This window comes from Fibrobacter sp. UWH4, from assembly GCF_900142475.1.
In the GTDB taxonomy this organism is placed as follows: Bacteria; Fibrobacterota; Fibrobacteria; order Fibrobacterales; family Fibrobacteraceae; genus Fibrobacter.
This window is the reverse complement of record NZ_FRAY01000005.1, coordinates 256,062-282,920: the sequence shown is the minus strand read 5'-3', so window position 1 is coordinate 282,920 and position 26,859 is coordinate 256,062. Positions and strand designations below refer to the sequence as shown.

General features: G+C 48.0%; 23 protein-coding genes. 9 read left to right on the top strand and 14 right to left on the bottom strand.

Annotated features, from left to right (window positions below):
- Positions 1-38: 38 nt before the first annotated feature.
- Complete coding sequence (locus BUA93_RS11015; RefSeq protein WP_072979551.1) at positions 39-2,918, bottom strand: TIGR02171 family lipoprotein; 2,880 nt, start codon at positions 2,916-2,918, stop codon at positions 39-41.
- 130 nt (positions 2,919-3,048) lie between these two features.
- Between BUA93_RS11015 and BUA93_RS11010 the strand changes: the two genes are divergently transcribed.
- Positions 3,049-4,275: a CotH kinase family protein gene (locus tag BUA93_RS11010; protein WP_072979348.1), complete on the top strand. Its 1,227-nt coding sequence runs from the start codon at positions 3,049-3,051 to the stop codon at positions 4,273-4,275.
- Here the strand turns inward: BUA93_RS11010 and BUA93_RS11005 are convergent.
- On the bottom strand, positions 4,266-5,330 hold the full coding sequence (locus BUA93_RS11005) for a glycosyltransferase (protein WP_072979346.1): 1,065 nt from the start codon (positions 5,328-5,330) through the stop codon (positions 4,266-4,268). The genes BUA93_RS11010 and BUA93_RS11005 overlap by 10 nt on opposite strands.
- A 75-nt stretch (positions 5,331-5,405) precedes the next feature.
- Here BUA93_RS11005 and BUA93_RS11000 point away from each other — a divergent pair, with 75 nt between their 5' ends.
- The 8 genes from BUA93_RS11000 to BUA93_RS10965 all read left to right on the top strand — a co-directional run bounded on the left by BUA93_RS11000 (position 5,406) and on the right by BUA93_RS10965 (position 13,006).
- Positions 5,406-6,749, top strand: a complete 1,344-nt coding sequence (locus BUA93_RS11000; protein ID WP_072979344.1) for a Gfo/Idh/MocA family oxidoreductase — start codon at positions 5,406-5,408, stop codon at positions 6,747-6,749.
- 8 nt (positions 6,750-6,757) lie between these two features.
- Positions 6,758-7,831 (top strand): pyridoxal-phosphate-dependent aminotransferase family protein, encoded by a 1,074-nt coding sequence (locus tag BUA93_RS10995; protein ID WP_072979342.1) that lies wholly within the window; start codon positions 6,758-6,760, stop codon positions 7,829-7,831.
- A 17-nt stretch (positions 7,832-7,848) separates the two neighbouring features.
- Positions 7,849-8,241 (top strand): glycerol-3-phosphate cytidylyltransferase, encoded by a 393-nt coding sequence (tagD, locus tag BUA93_RS10990; protein ID WP_072979340.1) that lies wholly within the window; start codon positions 7,849-7,851, stop codon positions 8,239-8,241.
- 68 nt (positions 8,242-8,309) lie between these two features.
- Positions 8,310-9,194, top strand: coding sequence for a LicD family protein (locus BUA93_RS10985; RefSeq protein ID WP_175547426.1), 885 nt, complete (start codon positions 8,310-8,312; stop codon positions 9,192-9,194).
- A gap of 20 nt (positions 9,195-9,214) precedes the next feature.
- The gene (locus tag BUA93_RS10980) at positions 9,215-10,036 is read left to right on the top strand and encodes a LicD family protein (protein ID WP_083597365.1); all 822 of its coding nucleotides are present in this window, start codon (positions 9,215-9,217) and stop codon (positions 10,034-10,036) included.
- Positions 10,033-10,842 (top strand): LicD family protein, encoded by an 810-nt coding sequence (locus BUA93_RS10975; RefSeq protein WP_072979334.1) that lies wholly within the window; start codon positions 10,033-10,035, stop codon positions 10,840-10,842. Before BUA93_RS10980 ends, BUA93_RS10975 begins: the two co-directional genes overlap by 4 nt.
- A gap of 15 nt (positions 10,843-10,857) precedes the next feature.
- Positions 10,858-11,580, top strand: a complete 723-nt coding sequence (locus BUA93_RS10970; protein WP_072979332.1) for a LicD family protein — start codon at positions 10,858-10,860, stop codon at positions 11,578-11,580.
- Positions 11,570-13,006: a lipopolysaccharide biosynthesis protein gene (locus tag BUA93_RS10965; protein WP_072979330.1), complete on the top strand. Its 1,437-nt coding sequence runs from the start codon at positions 11,570-11,572 to the stop codon at positions 13,004-13,006. Before BUA93_RS10970 ends, BUA93_RS10965 begins: the two co-directional genes overlap by 11 nt.
- Here the strand turns inward: BUA93_RS10965 and BUA93_RS10960 are convergent.
- The 12 genes from BUA93_RS10960 to BUA93_RS10905 form a co-directional block, all read right to left on the bottom strand.
- Positions 13,003-14,304 carry an O-antigen ligase family protein gene (locus tag BUA93_RS10960; protein WP_072979328.1) on the bottom strand — a complete coding sequence of 434 codons (1,302 nt, stop codon included), beginning with the start codon at positions 14,302-14,304 and terminating at the stop codon, positions 13,003-13,005. The genes BUA93_RS10965 and BUA93_RS10960 overlap by 4 nt on opposite strands.
- A gap of 4 nt (positions 14,305-14,308) precedes the next feature.
- A complete protein-coding gene (locus BUA93_RS10955; protein ID WP_072979326.1) occupies positions 14,309-15,307 on the bottom strand; it encodes a glycosyltransferase family 2 protein in 999 nt (332 codons plus the stop codon).
- A gap of 5 nt (positions 15,308-15,312) precedes the next feature.
- Positions 15,313-16,491, bottom strand: coding sequence for a glycosyltransferase (locus tag BUA93_RS10950; protein WP_072979324.1), 1,179 nt, complete (start codon positions 16,489-16,491; stop codon positions 15,313-15,315).
- A gap of 10 nt (positions 16,492-16,501) precedes the next feature.
- Positions 16,502-17,554: a radical SAM protein gene (locus tag BUA93_RS10945; RefSeq protein ID WP_072979321.1), complete on the bottom strand. Its 1,053-nt coding sequence runs from the start codon at positions 17,552-17,554 to the stop codon at positions 16,502-16,504.
- Between the two features lie 154 nt (positions 17,555-17,708).
- Entirely contained in the window at positions 17,709-18,308 is a 600-nt protein-coding gene (locus BUA93_RS10940; protein WP_072979319.1) for a hypothetical protein, read from the bottom strand.
- Positions 18,305-18,901: an SGNH/GDSL hydrolase family protein gene (locus tag BUA93_RS10935; protein ID WP_072979317.1), complete on the bottom strand. Its 597-nt coding sequence runs from the start codon at positions 18,899-18,901 to the stop codon at positions 18,305-18,307. Before BUA93_RS10935 ends, BUA93_RS10940 begins: the two co-directional genes overlap by 4 nt.
- A gap of 15 nt (positions 18,902-18,916) precedes the next feature.
- Complete coding sequence (locus BUA93_RS10930; RefSeq protein ID WP_072979315.1) at positions 18,917-19,921, bottom strand: acyltransferase family protein; 1,005 nt, start codon at positions 19,919-19,921, stop codon at positions 18,917-18,919.
- Positions 19,922-19,935: 14 nt separating this feature from the next.
- Positions 19,936-21,045: a glycosyltransferase family 4 protein gene (locus tag BUA93_RS10925; RefSeq protein WP_072979313.1), complete on the bottom strand. Its 1,110-nt coding sequence runs from the start codon at positions 21,043-21,045 to the stop codon at positions 19,936-19,938.
- Positions 21,046-21,051: 6 nt separating this feature from the next.
- Positions 21,052-22,422, bottom strand: coding sequence for a nucleotide sugar dehydrogenase (locus tag BUA93_RS10920; RefSeq protein ID WP_072979311.1), 1,371 nt, complete (start codon positions 22,420-22,422; stop codon positions 21,052-21,054).
- A 136-nt stretch (positions 22,423-22,558) separates the two neighbouring features.
- Positions 22,559-25,366, bottom strand: coding sequence for a CotH kinase family protein (locus BUA93_RS10915; RefSeq protein WP_072979549.1), 2,808 nt, complete (start codon positions 25,364-25,366; stop codon positions 22,559-22,561).
- A gap of 225 nt (positions 25,367-25,591) precedes the next feature.
- Positions 25,592-26,434, bottom strand: a complete 843-nt coding sequence (locus tag BUA93_RS10910) for an EamA family transporter (protein ID WP_072979309.1) — start codon at positions 26,432-26,434, stop codon at positions 25,592-25,594.
- Between the two features lie 15 nt (positions 26,435-26,449).
- The gene (locus BUA93_RS10905) at positions 26,450-26,824 is read right to left on the bottom strand and encodes a four helix bundle protein (protein ID WP_217650999.1); all 375 of its coding nucleotides are present in this window, start codon (positions 26,822-26,824) and stop codon (positions 26,450-26,452) included.
- Between the last annotated feature and the right edge of the window lie 35 nt (positions 26,825-26,859).

The window sequence follows — 26,859 nt, the reverse complement described above, 5'->3', positions numbered from 1 at the left end:
CAAATTTAAAAAAACATCCTACTAAACAAGTCGTTAAATTATTCTTCCCAATTTATATTTTGATTCTGCAATAGAGAATCCAAACGCAAGCTCATTTGAGCAGCCCCTAAATCGCCTAGATGGTCCGTATCTCGAGCCATTTCATCTGTGTAATCATGGTTTCCCATTTTATTTTCATCAAATATAATAAAGTTCGGATAAGCCTCATTTAATTTCTGTATTTTCTCAATTATGGCAGGAGCCTCACTCCTGCGAAGGCCGTGCCTTCCATAAGCCCCCGTTTCACGATACTTAGGATTCAACGGGAAAAACACACCCACCAAAACGATATTATTTTCTTGACATGTCTTAGCCAAATCCTTCAGCATATTAAAATTCGTCTCAAAAACAGGCGATTTAGCTGAAATAGAATTTGAATCATTCTGAACAAAGGGATTTCCCCAACTAGAGTAGCCACTTCCAGAAGGATAACCAGCCGTTGGACGCAACGTCGAAGCAAGTTCATTTGATCCAAGCGCATTATAAGTAGCATCATACAATTTATTAGTATTGTAGCCTTTCCAAAAATCATGCTTTTTATCATAAACATACCCCGAATACGACTCGTATGTTTTATAAAAAAGGTTATAATCAGCAAGTCCCAAATCATCAGAGCGGTCTAAATCAAGCGATATGACAATAGCCTTTAGATGTCCATAATGAGGAATTACATAATTATCCAGAAAATATTTACTTCCTCTCATAATACCTGTTGGAACAGCTAAATTCACAGCGATTATTGGTTTTTTAAACTTCTGCGGCATCACACCATAATACGATCTAGATGAACCAACAATGACAACATTAGCAGAATCCTTATATTGCCAAAGAAATTCCATTTTGTACCGATAATATAAGGCATAACTGCATGCTCCAGAATTATTATAGTACATTCCTACACTATCTGGATCAAATTCGTAATTAATTATTGAGCTACTTGATTGTTTGTCATCCAACTCCATGACAGCACTGCTAGACGAGACACCTTCATTTGTGCCACTGCTAGAAAGCGCTGAGTTCCCACCCTTAATCCAAATACTCGGATGCCACAATTCATTTCCTTCAGCAAGATCTAACAACACCCCTTCCTCAAGGTTTACAAGCACGATTTTCTTATGCGCACCATCCGGATTTGTTAATGTCGCTACAATATTTTCTTTCACACTACCAACCGCCCATTCACTATGGTCAAAAGCATATCCGACTGGAGCCGTTACATATTGAATTAACTTACCCGTGCTATCAGCAATCAATATATTTTGGTGAACCCCGTATCTGTGCCCCACATAAGCTTGTCCCGTTTTTCCACCAAAGTCAAGGAACGCCGTACGTTTACTATCGTCCTGAGCCATAGACACATTGCAAGCCTGTTCGCCATTGTACCACAAGGAATCTTTTGAATTTATGCGAATCCTAAGTAATTGCGATCCAGTCACAGCAAAACTTCCGTCTTTGCTAACTCCTCCATGAAAGGAGCCATCCATTATTTTTTTAGGAGAACCAAAAGTCCCTCTTGAAAAAGGAACCTGCCATGTACTATATTTTTTCCAAGTCACTTCGTTTTGATTACTTCCTGCATCAGTCACATACGTGATGACCGTATCTCCGTTTTCTAGGACACTCCATCGTGGAATTGAGGCGCTTGCAACATCAAGTCTAACAAGCCCACGACCATTTACATCTAAATCACGAACATACAAAGCCGATTTTCCTGCAACGCCTTCCAATTTGGTGCAGAAAGCTACCTTATTTCCATCAGGGGAAATTTCAGGATGATAAGCATCGATTGTATCCTGAATTTCTATCACAGATTGTGCGCCATCGGCATAATCAATAAACGCGACATTTCCCGTTTCATCATTCCTAAAAGCAAGTTTAACATTATATGACTTCGTATAAGAATAGATATCTGTAGATGACGACAACAAATTAACGATACTTGTCTTTGGGACACCATCAGCACCCATCCAAACCGCATTCGGAATAGTTCCAATCGCCAAGCGGAAACCTACATAATTTGTTCTTGTAGATGAAGTAACTGTATAGACATCTCCTCGACTATACGTATTAATATTGGAGGGATCCGCATTGAACGCACCCCCTTTTATAACCCGTTCACCAAGGGAACCGCCATCAGGAGCTCCGACATAATTCGATACAGTCGTATCGCGAAAAACTCCTAGCCAGTCATTAACCCATTCCATTACATTCCCAGCTAAATCACAGAAACCACGCTTATCCATTTTTCGCGAGCACACTTCATGAGATTTAAATTCAGAGTTTTCATTATTCCAACTGCTCCGGACATCAAAGTCACTCGCAGCCGCTTTCACCCATTCCGCTTCTGTTGGCAAACGAAAGCCTTTCCGATCCACATGAAAAACAAGGCCTTTCAAATCCGTACAGTGGCCACTTTCATCAAAAAAGGCGTTAGAATAACTATACACCGAATCCATTCCGTCGGCAACGCTTTTAGCATTAGCAAAAAGGACCGCATCAAAATAAGTCACATCCACAATAGGAAGAGAATCTTCAAAGCATTTAAAATTCCGAGCAAAACTTTCTTTCGCTCCATATTCCTTCATGAACAAAACATAATCACCACAGGTGGTTTCATGAGCATCTAAATAATAATCATAGTCCAACACAACCTTCATTTCAGGTTTCTCATTTAATTTTGACCCAGGGGCGTTGCTCCCGAGTTTAACAACATCGTTGGATCCAGCAACAAGAAGCATATCTGCGAGATTCCCAACATCGTCCAGCACTGTCGAACAGCTACCACAGCCCCCTTCCTGATAAGGTTCGGAATTACTACAAGCGGCAACAATCAATGCCACCAAAAGCGACATTTTGATAAAATAAATTTTCTCTTTCATAGCAATAAGGTAAGTTTTTTTTACCAGATTGTAATTCAACGTTGCAGAAAATGCCTTATAAAGGCACTCCCCACCCATACACCGTTAACTTCAAAACAACGCCAACAGATACAGTTGTTAAATTTTCAGTATGTTGTTTCGCATGGCAACCATATTCCTGTTTTTTTTTCTCTGTTCCTGCGTCTGGAACGATCCCGAGAGCGCGCCCGGTTACCTACCCATTGACGATTCGGAGTACCCCTATGCAGACTTGCCGCGACTTGTCATCGAGACAGAGGACTTCACGCAGATTCGCGATCGCGAAACCAAGATTCCCGCAAAGTTACAAATATACGGCAAAGACGCCCCCGAAAGCGACGTCCTTGATTTGACCATCAAGGGCCGCGGAAACTCCAGTTTCACGGGAATGCCCAAGCCCGGTTACAAGATCAAATTCGAAAAAAAACAGGAACTTCTGGGAATGTCCAAAGACAAGGAATGGGCTCTCATCGGCAATTCCGCCGACAAGACACTCCTCAAGAACTTTATCACATACAAACTTGCAGGTTGGCTCGGCGACGAATACACCCCGAGAAGCAAATTCGTCGAACTTTATCTGAACAGGCAATACCAAGGTGTCTACCAACTGGTCGAGACAGTCAAGGTTGGCGAGCACCGAGTCAACATTCCTCAAAGTGGCAGTTCCTTCCTACTCGAAAGAGGCCCTACGGAACATGGCGGAGAACACTTCGTCGTCACTGAACAAGGCACCAAATTCGAAATCAAGTCGCCCAAGGAGCCAACCGATTCCTCGACAGCACTCATCAAGAAAGCTCTAAGCCAATTTGAAAGTTTTCTGGGAAGCGACAATCCAAAAGGCGAAATTACAGACTACCTCGATTTCGAGGATTACTTACGCTACTACTGGATTCAGGAACTCTCCAAGAATATGGACGGAGCCTTTAGACGAAGCATTTTCTTGACTTGGCAAAAAGGAGACGTTATACGTCTCGGTCCCGTCTGGGATTTTGACGTGGCCTACGGAAACTGGGAAACTAAATCCCTTCGCTCCGTGACCGACTGGTATATACGCCCAAGCGGCTGGAACGGCCTTATTTTCAAACGAGAAAAGTACTGGCAAGAAGCAGTCCGTTACTGGAAAGACCACCGTGATTTCTTCGCCACGTTCCCCGATTCTATCCGAAAGTACGCCAATGAACTCGCACCGGTCACCAAAAACGAATTCAAGCGCTGGCCCGTGCTCGAAAACACCGAAAACTGGACCTACAAGGAAGCCTACGACAGCTACGACGAAGCTGTTGATTCACTCAACAGCTGGATCAACCAGCGAATGGATTGGATAGACAATCACCTATAGGCGATAACTTTGCGGTATTCGTCCAAATATTGTAGCGCCGTCTTCTTGATACTGTAATTTCGCATGACATGCTGACGGCCGAATTCGATGTTTTCTTCATGACGGCCCTGTTGCACAAAAGCGGCAATTTGACGGGCAAGATCTTCGGAATTTTCAGACTCAAACGTATAGCCTAGCAGTTGCTTAGCGCCATCCTTGACGACCGACATAATTTCTACGGGGCCTTCGATATTACTCGACAATACAGGAACTTTAGCCACCATCGCCTCGGCAACGGTCAAGCCAAATCCCTCATAACGTGAAGGTTGGATAAACAAATCAAAATTACAGAGATTCTCGTAAATCCATTTCCTAGGCTTGTTGCCTTCGAAAAGCACCAAGTCTTCAATTCCCAGGGTTTTCGTCATGTTCTGCAACAGTTCCCTGCTGGAACCATCGCCGACAAAGTGCATTTTAAAATTTATTTTGCACAAATTATTATTCTTGATTTCGGCGAGGGCCTTTAAAAGGATATCTTGGCCTTTTTGCTTGATATAAAGCCTTGACACCTGAACAAAATGCAGCAAACCGTCGTTAAAAAGCCCCGTCTTTTCACAATTGATACTATCGCAGGGAATCCCATTTTCAACTAGAATCGATTCCTTACCAGCCTGCATCCATTCTTCCTGAACCGCTTTCGATATTGCGTAGCAAGCTTTGAAATACTTCGATTCGTCAAAATCATTCGTGGTATTGTGAATGGTACGCACCATCGTCCACTTGCCGAAAACAAATTTTGCCATTTCATCATAATGGGCATGGACAATGTCAGGTCGAATCTTTCTAAGGAAATAATTGAGCTTGAGGATCGGGAGCGGATTCTTGCTTTTGACTTTACGGCCACAACAATAGATATGGATACGCTTGTCTAAACGGGCCTGAATGGACTCGTCTAGCATATTGTTGATCACAATTAACGATATTTCATTACCCTCAACCTGTTGGTTGACGATATCCACCAGCATATTTTCAATGCCGCCAGTAGCAAGGCCCCATAAAAGGTGTACGATCTTCATAGTATTCTATAGTCCAATAATAGCTTTTTTCCCAATTTTCTATATTTGATTATGGTACAAGAAAAACTTGATCTCATGAAAAAAGTCATTACTTACGGAACATACGACCTACTACACCAGGGGCACATCAATTTGCTGAAACGAGCAAAGGCTCTTGGTGACTACTTGATTGTTGGTGTCACCAATGACAATTTTGACCGCGACCGAGGAAAACTCAATGTACGCAACAACGTTCTTGAACGAGTCGAGGCCGTAAAAGCGACCGGAATTGCCGACCAAATCATCATCGAAGATTACGTCGGCCAAAAAATTGACGATGTCCAGAAATACAATGTGGACATTTTCGCCATCGGTTCCGACTGGGAAGGCAAATTCGACTATCTGAACGAATTCTGTCAGGTCGTATACCTTCCCCGCACCGAGGGGATTTCCTCTACTATGCTCCGCGAAGAAACCCAGGACATCGTCAGGGTGGGTATCATCGGTTGCGGCCGTGTCGCCAACCGCTTCCCCAGCGAAGCGCAAGTCGTGAGCGGAGTGAGCATTTCTGCCGCCTACGATACAGATTTTGAAAAATGTTCCACTTTCGCAAAGCAATTCGATGGTATCACCCCCTGCAAGAGCCTTGATGATTTCTACAGCCGGGTTGACGCTGTTTACGTGGCGACCCCGCACCTGGAACATTACCGGTGCATCAAGGATTCCCTCCTAGCCAAGAAGCATGTCCTTTGCGAAACACCCCTCGTCCTTGACGGATTGCAGGCAAAGGAACTGTATAATTTCGCCGAATCTAACGGTCTTATTTTGATGGAAGCCAACAAGACCGCTCATTGCCCCGCCTTCAACCACCTGATGGTCATGATCAAGTCCGGACTGATCGGCGAAGTCGTCGACATTGAGGCATCCCTTTCGCAGCTGCTGGACAAAGGGGGGCGCGAATTCGACCCGAAGCAGGCCGGCGGAGCCATGTTCGAGCAGGGGTCATACCCGTTACTTCCCATTCTCAAGCTGATGGGCATTCAGTACGAAAGCCTGCAGCTTTTCTCACGCATCGAAAACGGCGTGGACATCCACACCAAGGGTGTTTTCCGCTATCCCAAGGCCGTTTGTTCCTTCAAGGTAGGCCTGGGCGTAAAAACCGAAGGCGACCTGGTCATTTCCGGGACCAAAGGCTACGCCTATGTTCCCGCACCCTGGTGGAAAACGGACTACTTTGAACTGCGTTACGAAAATCCTAACGACAACAAGAAGTTTTTCTACAAATGGGACGGATTTGGACTTCGCTACGAAGTCCAGGAGTTCATCAGCTGCGTTTTGAACCACCGTTTCTCTTCAGCACGTCTAAGACGCCGCGAAAGCATCCAGATGGCATACATCATGCAGCAGTTCAACGAACGAAAGAATTTTTACGAGATTTAGAGGTTGTTATGATTAACTTTACTGTAGGCCCGGTACAATCCAGCGATGCCGTACGCGCCATCGGTGCAGAACAGGTTCCTTATTTCCGCACGGCGGAATTCTCGGAACTGATGCTCGAAAACGAACGCCTGGTCAAGAAATTCGCAAAGGCCTCCGACGACTCCAGGGTCGTCTTCATTACGGGTTCGGGTTCGGCAGGCATGGAGACCGCCATCATGAACACCTTGACTCCTGCCGACAACGCGATTGTCGTCAACGGAGGAAGCTTCGGTCACCGTTTCGTGGAGCTCTGCGAACTGCACGAAATTCCCTTCACCGAAATCAAGCTCCAGCCGGGCAAGGCACTCAAGGCCGAACACCTGAAAGAATTCGAAGGCAAGGGCTACACCACCTTCATCGTGAACAAACACGAAACCTCCACCGGCGTGCACTACGACATGCAGCTCATCAGTGATTTCTGCAAGCGAAACAACCTGTTTCTGATTGTGGACTGCATCAGCACCTTCCTCGCCGACCCTTTCGACATGGGGGCACTCGGCGCAGACATTATGATTACAGGTTCGCAAAAGGCTCTCGCCTGCCCACCGGGAATCACGGTGATGGCGCTTTCACCGAAGGCGCTTGCTCGCATCGAAAAAATCAAATGCAAGTGTCAGTACCTGGACCTGAAGCTAGCCCTGAAAAACGCCGAACGTGGACAGACCCCGTGGACGCCCGCCGTCAGTATCCTACGCCAAATCAATGTGCGCCTCAAGGAAATTGACACAAACGGCGGCGTAGAGGCAGAAATCGCCCGCACGGCATCGCTTGCCAACTACTTCCGCGAACGCATCAAGGGACTTCCCTTCGAAATCGTTTCGGAATCTCTCTCGAATGCAGTGACTCCGCTTCACCCGACAACTGCTTCCGCCTACGATATCTTCCTCAAAATCAAGGACGAATACGGCATGTGGATCTGCCCCAACGGCGGCGAAATGAAGGAAACCGTTTTCCGCGTAGGTCACATCGGATCCTTGACAACCGCCGATTACGACAAGCTGCTTGATGCTTTCCGCGACCTGATGAAGAAAAATTTCATCTAACAGAATTAGGATTTAGTATGAAACGAGTCATTACCTACGGAACTTTTGACCTTCTACATTACGGGCACATAAATCTTCTGCGCCGCGCCAAGGCTTTAGGTGATTATCTCATCGTCGCTCTTTCGACTGACGAGTTCAACTGGAACGCCAAGCAGAAAAAATGTTACTTCAGCTACGAAAAACGCAAGCAGTTGCTCGAAGCCATCCGCTACGTAGACTTAGTCATTCCCGAAGAAAACTGGGAACAAAAGAAGACCGACGTCAAGGAATTCCGCATCGACACATTTGTCATGGGTGACGACTGGAAGGGTAAATTCGACTTCCTCAAAGAGCAGTGCGAAGTCGTTTATCTGGAACGCACTCCGGAAATCAGCACAACCCAAATCAAAAAGGACTTAGAATGTCGCTAGCAGGCAAAGCTAAAAGGCGCATCAAAAGATACCTGCGTCCTATCTACAATTTTTTCTTTCGCCCACAGATGAAAGAAGAAATCAAATCGTTGCAATTCCAACTGGAATACTTCAAGCACCATTTCGACATCAAACAAATGAAACCCGCCACGGGTTACCTGCGTGAATATCAGCTCAAGGAGCTTCAGTTCACGCAAGAAATCCTCGAAATGCTCAAGGCCTATGACATCAAGCCTTTCCTTGAAGGCGGCGCGCTCCTTGGCGCCCAGAGGCATGGAGGATTCATTCCCTGGGACGACGATATCGATGTTGGCGTGACACGCGCCGATTACCTCAAGCTGATCGAAATCGCCAAGAAAGACTTCGTCTGGATCGACTCCTCCCAGAAAAACGGGAACTACGCCGAGTTCTACGATAACGCCATCCGCGCCAATCCCGGCAAGTATGTCTTCCTAATGACGCCTTACTGCATTCACCTGTATAAGGGCACCTGCCTGAAAGACGCACTGAACCTGGAATTCTTCTCCAACGACTTTGTCAAAGAAGGTGTTACTGAAGAGGCCTATATGGCCTACCGCGAAAAGGTTATCCAATTCGTCCACAGTAACCGTTCCTGGAAAGAAATTTTCGAATTTTACGAAGCCGAGCTGAAAAACAGCGAAATCTACTCCCTCGAAGAAACATCCCGAATTACTCCGGGGCTCGGCAACTGGGTCCTCACGGAATACAAATTCCACGGATTCAGAAACTACAACGAGCTCTATCCGCTCAAGCCCATCCCGTTTGAAAATACTGCCTTGCCGGGTCCCAACGAACCCGATATTATGCTCGACAAGCAGTTTGGGAAAAATTGGAGAGGCTATCCGAAGGATATCGGCATTCCCCATACACTCAAAGACCTGAACGAATACCTGGAAACCATCGGCACTCCGATCGACTATAAAGAATTCTAGAATTTCCTTCTTTTTAAGATATGAAACCGATGACTCTCAAAGACATCCAGCAAGTTTCGCTGGAAATTCTGAAAGAAGTTCACTCATTCTGCATGGAGAACGGAATTCAGTACTCTCTCGCCTACGGAACCCTTTTAGGCGCCATCCGCCATAAGGGCTTTATTCCCTGGGACGACGACATCGATCTCTACATGACCCGCCCAAATTACGAACGGTTCATCAAAACATTCGGCACCAGAAAAAATTTGAAACTCATCGCAGGCCAGGAGAGCTATATCGCATTCGCTAGAATTTGCGACACCGAGCAGACGACAACCCAAACGGTCCTCCCCTGGACAAAAGTAAAAGGAACCGGCATTTGGATAGACCTGTTCCCAATTGACCCCATCGATGACGACAAGGCCGTCTATCAAGACAAGCTAAAGGAAGCACTTCGCTTATACGAAACCCAGCTGGCCGCAAGAAGAGCCACACCCGAAATCCCTTGGAAAAAGGGGTTTAAATCCGCTTTCAAGCAAATTTGCAGGAAGGTCAAATACAGGAATCTTGACATTGCCATTATCAATGACCGGCTGAACAAACTATGCACCGCGAAAGCGAGTGAAACCACTACCCATTGCACCCAACTCGCCTGCCCCGACGAAAAAAGCATCGAGCACTTGCCCATCGCCTTCTTCGAAGACTATACCGATATTGAATTCGAGGGTCATCAATTCAAGGCGATCAAGCAGTGGGACCGCTGTCTTTCGGAGCTGTACGGAGACTATATGCAGCTCCCGCCAGAAGAAGAGCGTCGCCAGCACAGCTGCGATCACACCCAGTTCTACTGGAAGACAAAATGAAGAAAATTGACGTAGACAAAATGAAGCACATTCAGTTGGACATTCTCAAGGACGTCCATCGATTCTGCATCGAAAACAACATTCATTACACACTTATTTTCGGAACGCTACTAGGCGCCATTCGCCATAAGGGCTACATTCCCTGGGACGACGACATCGACATCGCCATGATGCGTCCCGACTACGAAAAATTCGTCGCTCACTACAAACATAAAGATGGTTGGTATCACGTCTACGACTTTCGCAAAGACAAAGACTACCACAACCCTTACGCCAAGGTCGCCGACACCCGCACCCTTCTTGAAGAGAATGTCTCGACCAAGAACATCGGCGTCAATATCGATGTTTTCCCGTTCGACTATATGTTCGACAAGAAAGATGATTGCAAAAATTTCATTCACTCTCTCAACAGACTCAAAACCCTTTTCCGCATCAAGCTCGTAAAGCCGGGTAAGAAAAACTCTTGGTGGAAACGGATTCTAATCAGGCTCTCTAAAATTGCAGTTCTTCCGTGGTCCATTAGGAGCATCACCGAAATGGAATACGCAAAGATTGGTGATTTGAACAACCCTTCCGCCCAATGGGTCGCCATGGCCGTAGATCCCGAAAAGGAGGCTGCCATCCGCTCCATATCACCGCGAAGTACGTTCGAAAAATTCATCGAAGTTCCTTTCGAAGACGGAAAATTCATGGCCATCGCCGATTATGACCAATGGCTCACGGGAATGTACGGAGACTATATGACGCCACCGGCAAACAAAGACCGTACATCGCCTCACACCTTAAGCAACATCTACTGGATATAGTTATCAAGGATTATCATGGGTATCGTGCATAAAGTTTACACCCTCCTCGGAGGAAAAGAAGGTTCCTTTCTTCAGACTAAGTGGTCCAATTATTGCATCGGCAAAGACCTGAAAAGAAAACAGAAACTGTTGCGCCAATACGGTATTGAAGCCCTGCAGGCATTCAAAGAAATCTGCCGGGAATCCAGCGTAGGCTACTGGCTGGAATTCGGAACCCTGCTTGGAGCCGTAAGGCACAAGTCCTTCATTCCCCATGATTTTGATCTAGACGTAGGCATCCTCGAAGATTCCTATACGGAAGATTTCGAAAAAAAACTGATCGCCAAAGGCTTTGTCAAGGATCATTCCTTTGACGTCGTCAAGGTCTCGACTGGAGAACGCAAACCTTCGGAATACGCCTTCCACTACAAGGGACTCGCCTTCGATATTTTCCTCGGTATCCGCGAGGGAGACACCCGCACTGTGTACTGCTACGAAGTCGAAAAGGGCGACATCGTTTCTTCGACAAGGTCTTACACCTTCAGCACCAAGGAACCTTTGTCTACCGTAACGATCAACGGAGTTGAATTGGGCGCCCCCGCCGACCCGGTCAAGACACTATCTATGTACTACGGCGAAGATTTCATGATTCCGAATCCGAATTGGACCGGTAAAAACGGCGGCAACAAGTGCGCCACCTACTACACCCCCAACGAAATTACCGGTATCTTGATTAGGCCCAAGACCGATGTCCTATAAAAAGAACACGCCCTTTCTCGCTGCAGTTTGGAGCCTTCTCGAAAGGCTCTCTTCGCAGATTGTAAGCTTTGCCATCGGCATCGTTCTTGCCCGACTGCTGACACCTAACGAATACGGCATCGTAGGGCTCACGACCATATTCATCTCGCTGTCCAACACGTTCGTCGACTCCGGCTTTGCCAACGGACTGATCCGTAAGATAGACCGCACCGAAAAGGATCTGGCGACAGCCTTCTACTTCAATGTAGTTGTGGGCATTGTCGCCTATGCAATCCTCTGGGTTTGTTCCCCACTCATTGCAAATTTCTTCGACGAGCCGCTGTTGATACCGCTCATCAAGATTGTCGGCCTCAGCGTACTCCTCAATTCCCTCTGTATCGTCCAGAACGCCATCCTGACGGCAAAACTGAACATCAGACTTCAGACGATTATCGGCCTGTGCGGTCAAATTCCCGCGGGCCTCGTGGCAATCGTCCTCGCCTTTTACGGATGGGGAGTCTACACGCTCGCTTTACAGACTGTCCTTGCGGCCTTCATCCGCACCATTCTCCTCTGGATTTGCGCCAAGTGGCATCCACGTGAAGGATTCAGCAAAGAATCGTTCCGTTACCTGTTCGGATTCGGTTCCAAACTGCTCAGCGCGAACCTCATCGGAACCGTATTCAACGAAATCTATTCTGTTGTCATCGGTAAGTTCTTTACCAAAGCAGACCTCGGGTATTTCTCGAAGGCAAACGGTCTGAGGTGCAACGTCAATTCCATCAGCTCCGGCATCGTCCAAAAGATTGCGCTGCCAGTCCTATCCAAGTACCAGAACGACACCGCCGTTCTCAAGGATCGTTTTCGCGAAGTCATGCGCCTGCTTGTCATGATTACGGCCCCCATGTCGGCGATACTCTGCTTTACCGGGCGCGATATCATCGTCTTTCTCTGGACCGAAAAATGGCTACCGGCCGTTATCTTTTTCCAGATTCTTGTCACAAGTAACATCTGGAATCCTATTGGTCAACTCAGCCTCAGCCTATTGCAAGTTGTCAACCGCACGGGGACCATCCTAAAACTGGAATTTCCCAAGAAGACCCTTTGCGTCCTCTTTATCGTTGTCGGCATTCAATACGGAGTAATCGGCCTTGCGTTTGCGCAGTTTTTCATCAATTTCTCCGCAGCGCTCATCAACTTGTATCCGACCAAAAAGATTCTGCAATACAACTACGCGATGCAGCTATTCGACCTCGTCAAATATATACTCATTGCCTACCCGATTGCCTGGGGTATCACAAAGGGAATCCAAACCGACATGCACCTGCTGAACATTATTCTGTCAACAGCGATCTTCATGCCGGCCTACAGCCTCGTGCTCTACTTGATTCGCGACGCCATCGCCCTGAAATACTTCAAGAAAATCAGGAACAAATTCAAGCACTAGTCTGCCTTTGATTCTTGAAGATCCTTTTTAGGGTTGATGTCGGTTTCGTCATCCTCTTTGATATTCTGCCGCGCATTTTCTTCATCATTCCACGCATAGAGTTTTATCAGAATGATACTCATAATGAAGAAAAAGTTCATTTCCAATTCAAGGAACGTCGACAACGTATAGCCGACAATTATGGCGAGTGGCAGAAATTTTCCTTCAGGGCGAAACCTAGTCAAATTACGATAAATAGACACGATGCAAGATAAATAAGCCAAGGCGCCCAGGAGTCCGTAATCCACCAGGAGCTGAATCCAAATACTTTCGGCACCCAAAATATCCTTATCTACCGCCTTTACAAATGTCCAAATGAAAGCATAGCCATTTCCCCAAATGGGAGAATTCAGGAAGAACGGAACAATCACCGCAAATTGCATTAAGCGCATATCCAAGCTGCTTCCGGCGACAGCCGTGTCGGAATGGACGAACGAATCTATCAGAGTAAGGATCCAGTTTCCACCTACAAAAACAACCAAGCCAACAATACCTATTTTCAAAAGAGCAAAACGACCATCTTTAAATACTTCACGTAGAACCGGAATTAGGATAATCAGTGCCGAGACAAATACGGAACGAGCCCCCGTAAGCCACGGCAAAATAAAGCACATTACAATGAGCACGAAAAGCAGTAGGATTTTTTCTTCCATCATCTTATACTTTTCATAAAGTACATAAGCAAAGGTGGTCATAGCAAGCCCCATAGACATGGGCGTACAGAAAACACTCTGGATACGTTTGATTCCAAAACGTACTTCTGTGTAGTTCAACACGTTTTCATTCACCATTCTTTTCTGAATAATGGTTTCAAGAATTATATTCTGATCCAGAGCCAATTCCACCAAAGCATAAATAGCACAGAGCGCAAAGAAAACAATGTTGCTAATCAACAACAGACGTAAATCATCTTTTTCCTCCAAGACACTCCACACTGCCAAAGGATAAAGAAATACCGTATTATAAAAGATAATTGTACTTGGCCAGTGAGTTTCAGCAAGTAGATTTGTTGTGCAATAAGAAACTAATACTAATAAGGTCGGAATCAAAAACGGATATGTTTTTATTTTCGTAATGATATTTGTCTTTATCGGAAGCAAAACGGTCAAGCCCAAACAGCAGAGATCAAATATAGACGTATATTGGCCATCCACGGCAGGAAAATGTCCTAAAAACAGTCCCCACGGAGCCAGAAGGAGTACGGCAACACGATAGTTTATAAAAGCAAACGCTATATATATGGCAATAGCAACATGCATAAATTCAGAATTTCTTCAAGTTCAGTTTTCTATAGAACCACTGAAACAATTGACGAACGGCGAAAATTTTCTTATAGGAAACACCCTTCGCCAACAGTCCCATGAAAAATTTATCCAACTTTCGAGTCTTCAGATCCTTAAAATACATTCTACCTTGAGAAACATCTTCTATCAACGCAGGAATTTTACATTCCAATTCTTTAGTTCGATTTGAATAAATTTTTTCAAGGAAGTTAAAGGCGCTCACCGATAGCCGCGCCACAGATTCCTTTTCAAAGTTCCATTCCCGTGCGAGTTCAACATTCTTGCGCAGTTCCTCTATAAAAATATATTGCGAAAGATTTACCGTCGAATTAACAATACTTCCTTGACGCTGTCGATAATGGTAAAGAGATTTTCCCGTAAACGCAATACAGGACACTTTTATAAAAAGTTCTCTTGCTACAGGAATGTCCTCATAGCCCTGCTTGGGATACGTCAATATTCCAGCAAGATCACGGTGATACAGCTTGTTCCAGGCCCAAGCCGTAAGGCGGTCGCTAAAGAACCTCCGCAGGACTTCATCACGTTCTATAGCAGATTTTTCTTTTGCAAAAACAGTCTGTTCTGTTGGCCAGCCGCATTCCCAGTTAATAAAAACATTACAGACCGAGACAGGAGCGTCAAATCGCACGCACGAATCCAAGAGTTCCTGATACATATCCGGCTCGCACCAGTCATCGCTATCAATAAACCCGAAATAGTCGCCCCTCGCTATAGCAACACCCGCATTGCGAGCATCGCCAAGTCCCCCGTTCTCCTTATGGACGACCTTGATTCGGGAATCCTTCTTGGCCCACGCATCGCACATTTCGCCACAACGATCCGGAGAGCCGTCATCTACCAGAATGATTTCCAAGTTCCGGTAGGTCTGGTTTACGATACTTTCGACACACTGGTCCAAGTACGCCTCGACCTTATAGACAGGAACGATAACAGAAATCAACGGTTGTTCTTGCGGCATGCTCGTTACCTATAAACAGACATCATCTGTTCCAAGTAATTGTCCTTGGAGAAATGCTGACGGAGAGGTTCCACATCAAAGGAATAGTCGCCGGAAAGCATCTTGCGGATTTTCGCTTCGAGGTCCTCGGCGTTACCCATCTCAAAAAGCTCGCCGGTCTTTCCCGGTTCGATCAGTTCGGGAATTCCGCCGATGTTCGCCCCCAGCACGGGAGTTCCAAGGCAGAGCGGTTCAATCACTGAGAACGGATTGTTCTCGTACCATTCGCTCGGCACCACGCTGAACTTGGACTTGAGCAACACGGACTTGCAGGTTTCCCAGTCGCAGTGTCCCATAAACCGAATCTGCCTTGCCGACGCATATTTCGCATTGAGTTCGGCCTCCAGCGGGCCCGTACCGAGCACATTGAGAGTCGCCTCAATTTTCGACGCCACGCGCAGCAGGGTTTCGGCACCCTTCTCGTTGGAAAGGCGTCCCACGAAACAGTAGGAATTTTCGCGTTCCACCGGCCCATGTGCAAATTTCGATTCATCGACAAAATTATGGAGAGCAACCAGCTTCGAAGCATCAAAACCGTCCTGTTCCATTTTCTGCTTCATGAAATGGCTCGGGCAGATAAACTTGTCCACGCAGCGTTCCAGCCGCTCGCGATTCCACACCACGGCTTCTTTCTCGGCAATCTTGCTTGCAAGCCAGTTGTTCTTGAGGCATTTTTTCGCGGTGCAGTTCCGCTTGTCACCACCGATGCAGTCTTCACAGATTTTACCGTTGCAGAGGCACGTATAGGCGGGGCAAACCAGCTTGTAGTCGTGCAACGTCCACACCACCTTGACGCCGCGCGCATGCGCAATTTCGGCCATTACAGGCGAAAGTTGCGTATGGATGTTGTTCAGGTGCAGCACGTCGGGCTTAAATTTATCAAGCAGCGCGGTAAATTTCCTTACGGTTTCTGCATCGCCAAACGGACGCTTGAACGCCTTGAGAAAAGCGACTGGTTTCTTCGGAGAAAAGGCGACCTCGCTCGGCCAGTAGCTTTTCCATTCGCTGTTCTGGTTTTCGGGATAATCCATCGCAAAAAAAGCGACCTCGTGCCCCGAAGCCTTGAGCAGGTTTTCCAGTTCTATAGAATAAACGCAATCACCACCACGACGGTAGTAAAACTTATTTGCAAGCAGAATCCGCATCGTGAGCTCTCTACCCTTCGATTCTCAGGTTGCCCTGACGCGGGTCCTGGCCGACATCGAACGTCGGGAACTTGGAGCAGTCGATTTCCTTGCCGAACAGGCTCTTGAGTTTCGCCGTCAGCACCCACGGTGCCACGTGCGCAATGTACTTTTTCATGACCGGAGCGGCAGTACCAACCATCCAGCAGTTCTTGGGGCAGGTACGCACCTTTTCGCGCACCTTCTGGGCCTGTTCGCTGAACCAGATTTCCTCGAAATTCTTCGCGTTATGGATGTTACCCATGCTTTCCTGCCAGTAGCGCGGTTCAAGACCGTTGCAGGGGTAGACTTCGCCCCACGGATCCGTAAAGAAGTTCACGGAACCTGCTTCACAAGGCAGCATTCGCTTGCCTCCCTGGATGTACTTGATGAGACCCAGGTTGAAGAAGGCGCGGAACCAGGACTTCGGATGGTTTTCCTTGAGGAGGCGGTTCACCAGCTTGCCGATATTGTCGCAGAGTTCTTCCTTGTTACTGATCTGGTTGTCTTCCTTATGGAAGTAGTAACTGTTATGGAAGGCAGCCGTCGCAAATTCGAAATTCATCGAAAGCGCGAGTTCATAAAGCGGAATCAAGTCGTTACTGTTCCAGTTGCTGAGCGTCTGACCGAAGCCGATATCCTTCACGCCCATTTCATGCAGGGTCTTGAGCGTCTTCATGCCGCGTTCAAAGCCATCGTCCCGGCCTCGCAAGAAATTGTTGGTGCCTTCAAGGCCTTCGATGGAGACGCGGATACCAATGTTCGGGAAACGTTCGGCCAGTTTGATAACACGGTCTACCCACCAGCCGCTCGTACTGATCACGATGCGCGGGGCCTTGGTATAGAGCACTTCAACGATATCTTCCAAATCCTGGCGAATGAACGGTTCACCGCCGGTCACGTTGGCAAATTTAAGCTGCGGAAGGATTTCCAAATCCTTTGCCTGGACTTCCTCACTCTTCTTGGTCGGATTCTTCCAGATGTTGCACATCTTGCAGCGCATCTGGCAACGATATGTCGTAATCACCGACACGTCCGTCGGCATCTGAATCTTAGAATTACAATGACTACAATTCGAGCAAGACATAAAACCTCAGCAAGCCTCCTTTTCTACCCAAGAACAACTTCTACAATTATAGCAATTTAAGTCTGCCCGCCGACACCACTGCCTTGCTTTTCGCCAGCTTTCAGCAGGACTTTCAGGGGGACCGGTAAACAAAAAATAGAGACACCCGCGACAAATGCGTCCCCCCGTTCATCGGAACCGATACTTCCGGGCGAACGCACAGGTTTCCCGATTCGAACACCAAGCCGCCCATAAAACGACGTTCCACATTCCTAAAATCAGGCAAGTTTTTCGCTCCAGCAAACACGCCGATTTCTTTCAGCAGAAAACTTTGGACATACGCCTGATACCCGACCAGCCCCTTCAAGAAACTGTCGTAAAAGGGCATCAGCGTTCCCCCAACCTGCAAGTAGCGGTAATTTGTCCAAAGGACATCCAAACGCGCCCCTGTATCGTAATAATCACGGTCATAGCGCATTCCCGTATACAGGGCATAACTACCGACAAGCCCTTCACCTAAATTCCAGCGGTAATAAGGAGCCACGCGGATATACTGTTTTTCTGTTCCTTGCGTAAATACCGAATTTTCAACTGCAATTCCAAAACGCGCCGCATACTCCACTCCGGCAAACACATAGCGGTTATTCCGCATTCCCATCAGGTAAGAGAACGATTCGTCTGCATACAAATTTATAGAACTTAGCAACAATGCGATCAAGATAAACTTTCTCATAAGACCCCCTGTATTTGGCGAGACAAAATTTCATAGCCTTCGTCATTCGGATGTAGTCCATCCTTAAACAAGTCCTCGCGTATCTGAAGGCCTTTGTCCAAGAATAAATCAAAGACATCTACAAATTCCCAATCGGGGATATCTTTCAACGAACGACGGAGAACTCCGTTTTGCGCCCGAATATTTTCGTTTACCAGCGAATCCTGTTTTCCCCATTCATTCCGAGGTAAAATCGACATGATCAGCATCGGCTTTCCGCCAATCCTTTTTGCACTCTTGATAAACCTGTCCTTGTAATCTTCACGCAAACGCTCAATACCATCGGCAGTCGATTTCCAATAGCCAATGTCGTTGGTGCCTATCAAGAGAATTGTCGTACGCCCTTTGCAATCGGATACATCCCAGGAATCCATCTGTTTCAGTCCCGCACCGCTAACCGCATGCTTATGAATAATGTAGTTCGGGAAATAGTACTCAAGATCCCACAGATAGGTAATGGAATCCCCCACAAAACACAGTTCGTCTTCACCTTCTTCGAAGGCGCAGCTACCAAACGCGATTACAAAAAGAAATGGCAGCAGGAGCCGTTTCATCTCTAGAGAATACCGTTATCGGTGAATACCGCGAAAGATCGTTTTCTTGACGGCAAAGGAAAATACAATGGCCCCCGCCAAAGTCAGAGTCAAGCAAACCAGGAATCGGACAATTCCCGAAGAAAAGGCATCCAGAATATGCGTTTTCTCGACGGCCCTGAAAAACATCATGTGACACAGATACACTTCCATCGAGACGCCACTCAAAAAGGCGACATACTTGTTTTTCATCAGGGTCCACTGGGCCGGACGAACGCTATCCGCAATGGCAAAAACCAGCCACGATGCAAACACGAGCATCTTAAACACAAAAAGATCCTTTCCCAGAATAAAAAACAGGGCAGTAGTCAAAACCGCAATCGCAAGGGCCCACAAAACAGGAATCTTCTTGATCTTGTCAATATAAAGATAAATGATGCCGCCGCTAACGAACATGGGCATGCAGAACAGGATGCTCCACTTGCTCACGGAACGCACGACTAATTCTGGCCTAGAGAAATACGACGACGCAAAATACATCATCGCAATCGACAAGGCAAGAACAAACCACGCCCTTTTCTTGTTATCCATCAGGAATACAAAAAAGGGAAAGATTGCATAGAAAACAAAAATCAGCCCGAGGAACCACCCTACCCCAATCACATGGATGTCCGGATTCGGCAAGAAGCCAAAAAAGAGCGTCAAATCCGCAAAGGCCTCGATAAGAGATTCCCTTGAAAAGCCCAAGGCAACATCAATCAGGACCATCAAAGCAAAAAAAGGCCATATACGAAGGTAACGCCTCTTGTAGAAAGTATTTAAATCAACTTGACGGTCTTTGAATTTCTGATAATAGGCGCAGCACATCGAAAACGCGCTAAGCATCATGAACAGAAAAACATATTCCGACCCGAACGGAAGAAATTTCTGAAACAAGAAATTTTCCGGCAAGTTCAAATCGGCATTCGAAAGAACATGACAAATTACGATACCGATTACCGCAAAAGCCCTTAAGCAATCAAGCGATTCAAACCGATTCATTACCAGACGCAGGCCTATTTTTTCTTGACGAGACTCTTATACAGATCCATCGTCTGGTCTGCAATCTTGTCCCAATCGTAATGGTATTCGACGATATGTCTGAAATCCCTTTGCACGGGGTTTTCCATAAACAGGGTCATCTTGTCGGCAAGTTCGTCGACATCGCCCAATTCATAGAAGCACTCTTCAGGAAGCGGGACTTCCATATTCGCAGGGATATCACTCGCCACAACGTTCCTGTTGTAGCCGAGAGCCTCGAGCAACGCAATCGGAAGACCTTCATGGTAACTCGGAATCACAAACAGAGACGCATTTTCAAAAAGGACCTGCAGTTCTTCGCCGTGAATAAAGCCCGGAAGAATCGCACCGACTTCCTCGGCGTCACGCTTCATCCTAGTCGCATACTCCGACTGAAAATCCGCCGATCCGGCAATCACAAGTTGCACATCGACAAGGCTCGCCTTCTTGTAAGCAGCAATCAGGTCATGGAAGCCCTTTTCCTTGACGAATCTTCCAAGCGCGAAAATATAGCGTTTGCCTTCGAGCCCATACTTGCTGAGCCATTTTTTCGTTGTTTCTTCGGGAAGGGCAGACAACAGGGTCACACCGTTATTGATGCGGACCGTCTTGTTGCAATGGTATTTTTTCTGCAGCCAGTCTTCCAGCAAATCCGAAATCACGATAACGCGATTCGAGAACTTGGTTCCCACGTATTCGCTCAAGCGAAGGATTGCCTTGGCGAGCTTGCCCCACTTGGCACGATTGTAGTCCTGACCATGATGGGTATAGACCACCTTGAGGCCTGCGAGCCTGAACAACGGGGCAATAAAGGAGGGACCGATGGCGTGCAGATGAACGACATCGGGTTTCCAGGCCAACACCTTGAGGAAGCACCTGAAGGTATGGACGAACGTCTCCACTCCCGAAATCTTGGGAGCATAGACAGGAACGACCTCGACGCCCTTATAGAAATAAGGTTTTTTCTGGGGCGTATAGGCCTTTCGCGCAAAAATTACGACAGAAGCACCGCGTTCCACCAGGCGTGGATACAATTCCTGACAATGGGTTTCAATTCCGCCCATGATGTCAGGAATTCCGCGAGTGCCAACAACAGCGACTTTCAACTTAAACTACTCCGCCTTGCCCTTACCGATACTGGATACTTCAAATCCAATCTTACGGAGGGCGTCGGCATCCAAAATGTTGCGGCCATCGAATACGAAAGCGGGCTTGGCCATGCCCTTATAGATGCGCTTCCAGTCGAGTTCGGCAAAGCATTTCCATTCCGTGCAAACCACCACGGCATGAGCGCCTTCGGCGGCCTTGTACGGGTCTTCTTCGAACTGCACCTGGTCAATCACGTCCTTCAGGTCGCGCTTGGCATCGGGAATCGCCTTCGGGTCGGTCACGACCGGCTGTGCATGTTCGGCGAGCAAATCGCGAACAACCAAGTTAGCGGGGCTTTCACGGGTATCGCCGGTATTCGCCTTGAAAGCAAAGCCGAAAACGGCAATTTTCTTGCTCGCGATGGTATTGAACATCGTCTCGAGCATGCGGTCCACCACGCGGTGGGTCTGCCATTCGTTGATTTTCACGACGCTTTCCCAATAGGCGGCCACTTCGGGGAGTCCATAGTAGCCGCACAGGTACACGAGGTTCAAAATATCTTTCTTGAAGCAGGAACCGCCAAAGCCGATGGAGGCCTTGAGGAACTTCGGGCCGATACGACGGTCCTTACCCATCACGTAGGCGACTTCATCCACGTCGGCGCCGGTCTTTTCGCAGAGAGCACTGATGGAGTTGATGGAGCTGATGCGCTGAGCCAAGAAGGCGTTAGCGGTAAGCTTCGTGAGTTCGGAACTCCAGAGGTTCGTCGTAAGGATTCGGTCACGCGGCACCCAATGAGCATACACGTCCACCAGTTTCTGGCAGGCAGCGAGGCCAGATTCCGTCTGGTGGCTACCGATAAGAACGCGATCCGGTTCGAAAAGGTCGTTAATGGCGGTACCTTCCGCCAAGAATTCCGGGTTGCTAAGCACTTCGAAGTGAAGGCCCTTGTCGTTGGAGTTCAGGATTCGTTCCATGGCGGCGGCGGTACGCACCGGGAGCGTGGACTTTTCCACGATAATCTTGCCTTCGTCGGCGATTTCCAAGATGTTGCGCGCGGTCTTTTCCCAGTACTGGAGGTCAGAAGCCTTTCCGGCTCCATGGCCGAACGTCTTGGTCGGGGTGTTCACAGAAACAAAGATAATGTCCGCTTCTTTAATGGCAGCCGGGATATCGGTGCTAAAGAAGAGGTTACGGCCACGGGCACGCTTCACCACGTCATCGAGGCCAGGTTCAAAAATCGGAAGATTGTCGCTGTTCCAGGCATCAATACGGGCCTGGTTGATATCGACTACGGTCACCTTGACATCAGGACACTTGTCGGCAATAACAGTCATAGTGGGGCCACCGACATAGCCCGCGCCAATGCAAAGAATCTTGGTATTGTAACTCATAGTACCCCAAATTTAGAAAAACCGCATTTCCCGCACCCTTTATTTTAGCTAAAAAAACGGGAAAGCGGCATTCTTTAGGATTTACATCACATTTTTCTGTTCCCTTGGCGTTCGCAATGGGCGCCACCGTCATAAGCTACTTAAAATTAGCTGTCAACGAACCGACATTCTCCGGCAAGACCGTCCGGGTCGCATCCATCACGCCGTCGCTCCAGCCCGCCCAAATTCCCCCGGCCGAGGCGACCGCCGTTACCGTCACAGGAAAGCCTTTGAAAAAGTTTACCTTGATGGGAGACGAATCGACCTTCAATCCGTGTACATGAATCGCACCGAGGCCATTTACAGACAAACTTACTGGCACCGGTTCGTCCAGAGCAAAATATTCACGCAACTCGTCATATACGACACCGGGGCGCGCCTTCGCGAAATCCTTGATCAAATTCAGCTGTGACGCCATCCGCGTCGCACTCAAGCCCCAGCGTTTCTGGTCGCGGGGAATTTCCGACTCGATTTCCGCCATCATCTTGTCGATGCGGGCCAGCACGCGGGAACTTTCAAAATTCATCTGCAGGAGCACCGCCATGCGATTGACAAATGCGGCCCTGAAGCCTTCATTTTCCAACAGGCGGCGAAGCAACAGAGTATACTCGGGGCCATTCGGCCACGAAGGGCCATCTTCAGCCGTTGCAAATTCAAATACGTTGTTCGTAAATTCGCTATAGTCATTTCCCATTCCGAAATCCATATCATACAGAAACCATTTCCACTTGGTCTTCGGATTCGTGCCGCGCCATTTCTTGAGGTTGTTTCCCGGCCAGTCGCGATTGTTCGCGTAGATTTCGGTTTGCATGTAGTTGATGAAATTATCGACATCGATTTGCGACTCAACATAGGCGTAATTTTCCGCACTTTCAAGCGAACGCGATTCTATCCAGTCCATCAACGCCACGTAATCGACAGCGGAGCCCGCCGAGACGGAATTGTCCGCCTTGAGCAAGTCAATTTCGTCGGGGTCCAGGCCGTAATGCGTCTCGAAATAGTATTCCGTAGAACGTTCACGGATACTGTGAATGCCGTAGTATTCGCCATTGTAATACACCACCGCAAAACGTCCCCGCTGGTAATCGACTTCGAGTCCTTCGCTAATGGAACTCGCGAGACGGTCACGAATATAGTCGTTGCCGAAATTGCTGCCGTTATTACGCAGCAGGAACACCTTGAACTTGTTCAGCTCCGGGAAATCCGGGAACAACGCGTATTTGAGGCGACTGTCGCCGTACTTTTCGCGGAACGTGATGGAGACAGACTTCTTGTCATTCTGGCGGCTGTAATTGCCGAAAATCTTGAGGCCGGCATTCTTGGAAAATGCAGGCGAACTCGCGCCCGGCTCCACCAGTTCCACCGTCACGGGGATTTCCTTGTCGAGCCAGTAGTTCGCTCCGTAATGCGGTTCCTTGCTCTGCGCATTAGGCCCCTCCATATAGATTCCCGAATCGGGATCGAACATGGAATTCGGATCTGCAGTCACGAATACGACCGGCAAGGCGGGGGCCTCCCCGATAATGTAGGTGCGGACCAGTTCTTCGCCAGGGAGCGCCCCCTTCGCAAACGAGGCGCAACGAACCGTCGCCGAAGACTTTATCTGTACTAGCGCCGTTTCCGTCGGGCCTTCCGTAGGAGAAGCACCCCCTACGACACAGCGCACCGAATTGTTCCGCGGAATCTGCACCTCGAACGGCTCCGCATAGAATCCCGACGGCGGGAAATCCGCCAACGTGTCGACCGACGGGGATCGCGACGGCGCCACCACCGATGCAGTAAGACCGTACGGGGAAGCATCCCCGTATCCAAAGCCACTCGAACCGTCCGCCAAGACACCAAAGCCCCACGTTTTTCCCACGGGCGTTTCAGGGTACGCCACGGAATCCACGATCGCCGTATCGGCATTCACCAGGTACAGCGAGCCGCCCTTCTGCGAGAGCTTGAAACCGGCGTGCGGCTCATGCCCGCGATTACGGGCGATGTAGCTAAACACCTTGAGCGCCACCTCCCGCGAATCGCTTGCCTCGGGGCTAATACGCGTGCCGTAAATATTCTTGAGGTCGGGGAAAGTCGTCCCCGTCGGGAGCGGCAACCGATAAACCGTCGAGGAATCCCCCGTGCCTTCCAGAATCAGCTCGTAACCTTTCCAATCATCCATATCGGGTTGCGCCAGGCGAAAAGAAACCTTGCGGTCCTTGGTGATGTAGGCGTGAACCAGCAACTCATTCGCCGCCGAAATATCCTGCACATCCGAAGGATCAGCATTTCCCGTCCCTACGAAAAAAGAAATGGACGACCAGCCGAGTTCTTCGTTTTCACCAAGCCGCATCACACTACCGAAACGTTGTACACCGTCTTCCTTGAAACAGTTCTTCGTCTTACCTGGCAACGGGTCCGCATAACTGAATCCCGGCGGATCGTTCTGCGCATCGGTCCAGGTCCAGCAACCACTTCCAACCATGTCAAGCGTATCATGCGGCAGCACATAATCGGGATAGTTCTTCCCCGACATAAAAACGAGCAGGAACGAATTCGGGGCGACCTTCGCCTTCCCGAACTTCCACTTGAACGGCTCCGACTGCGTATCTGTTAGGAACATTCCCGACAAGTCGGCCGTATCAGAAGAAGTATTGAAAATTTCAACCCAGCCCGCATCGTCACCCTCATGGTCTTCGTACCCAATGTTAATCGGATCGACCTCGGTAAACATGACGGGGCCACCCACAAACGGAAGCACAGGTGCCGCAAGGGAATCATGCGAAGAACTGCTTGCGGGAACATCCGTCTCGGCATCCCTAGACGAACTGGACGAATCGTCCGAGCACGCCAATAGGAATGCAGACAAGCAGACTGCAACAACCACCTCTAGGACCGCGACAGGCGATGTTCGCGAACCACTCATTTGAAAAAAATCCCTATACATCAGGAGTAATATATATTATTAATTCGAATTTCGGAATTATTTCATTTGACGATTATCTTTTTCTTTCTTGTTATTGACGCAACAGAATAATAAATCACCGCCAAAAATTAAATTAAGACTAGAAATCCATTTGCAATCGTAGGTCATTACAAATGTATTCGCATCTTTGTCACGAACGGAGCCTTTTTATAAGAAAAATCTGTTTTAATCACACTTTTTCTTGCGTCTCGGCCTGCGGACAATAAACAGGCATGCGCCAATCAGCACGAGAGTCACCGAAATCGCCTTCCCCACGGGGAACGCCTCGGAAAAGACGAGCGCCCCCGCAAGGGTCGGAACCGCCGCGCCCACCGCCGCGCTGAACGGGATGATGAACAAGGCTCGCCCACGGGAGAAAGACACCTGCGAATAAAGGAACGCAATGCCGTAAGTCGCAATGTAGCCGAGCGTCCTAAAATCCAGCAACAGGTTCGCTACAGAAGACAGCTCGATATGTTCCAGGTCAAAGTCCATAGAGAGGCTCTTGTAGAACGCCGCCGAAAGGCCGAAGCCAACGCCCATGATCAGCGAATCTACCATTTCGCGGTCCTTCACCCAAAGGTGCGCCACAAGCGTCACGGCACTGAGTCCGCCCGCATACGCCCAGAGCATCGGGATATTCTGAACCGCGGTCGATTCTCCCAGATTTTCCACCGAATACAGGAGGCCCGCCACCACAAAGCAAATGGCAATGACAATTCGCTTTGTCAGGACCTCCTTCAAGATGCAAAAACCCATCAGGGCCGTAAGCACCGGGTTCAGCACCATCATCGGCTGCACCTGCGAAAGGTCGTACTGCGCCATGGCAATGTAATAACCGAGCGTGGCAAGCCCCGAGCAGCCAATGCCCAGCCACCAGAATTTATTCGTAATCACGCCTTTGAAAAATTCCCAAGGCTGCGAAGTTCCGCCCGTACGCTTGCCGACCGTGGACACCCCCGACTTTTCGAGGATGTTCCCGCAAGCAAAAAGAAATGCCGGACCGATTGTAAGGAGAAGAAAGAGCATAGTAGTTGGTAGAACTTAGTTGGTAGAGCTTAGAGATTTAGCAGTTCTTTTTCCTAGTCGAGAAAGCATTCTTATGATTTCATTCAACAACGGCATAGATTCTTTTAAATCTTCATCATTTAAATAACCTAGATTTTTGCAAATTAACAATTGTGTTTCTAATTCTGAGGCGGATCCACTTGCTATTCGTAAGAAATAGGACATTTCATTAGGAGACTGACGACCACAACCTTCTGCAATATTTGAGGGAATTGATACTACAGCCCTTCTCATTTGATCAGACAAAGCAAACAATTCTTCCTTTGGTAATTTTTTCACGTTTCTATAAATACCTGTCGTCAATTGCATCGCCTTTTGCCAAACAATTAATTTCTTGTAATTTGATTCCATACGCATATAGAAGAAGGAATGTTCTAAGTTCTAAG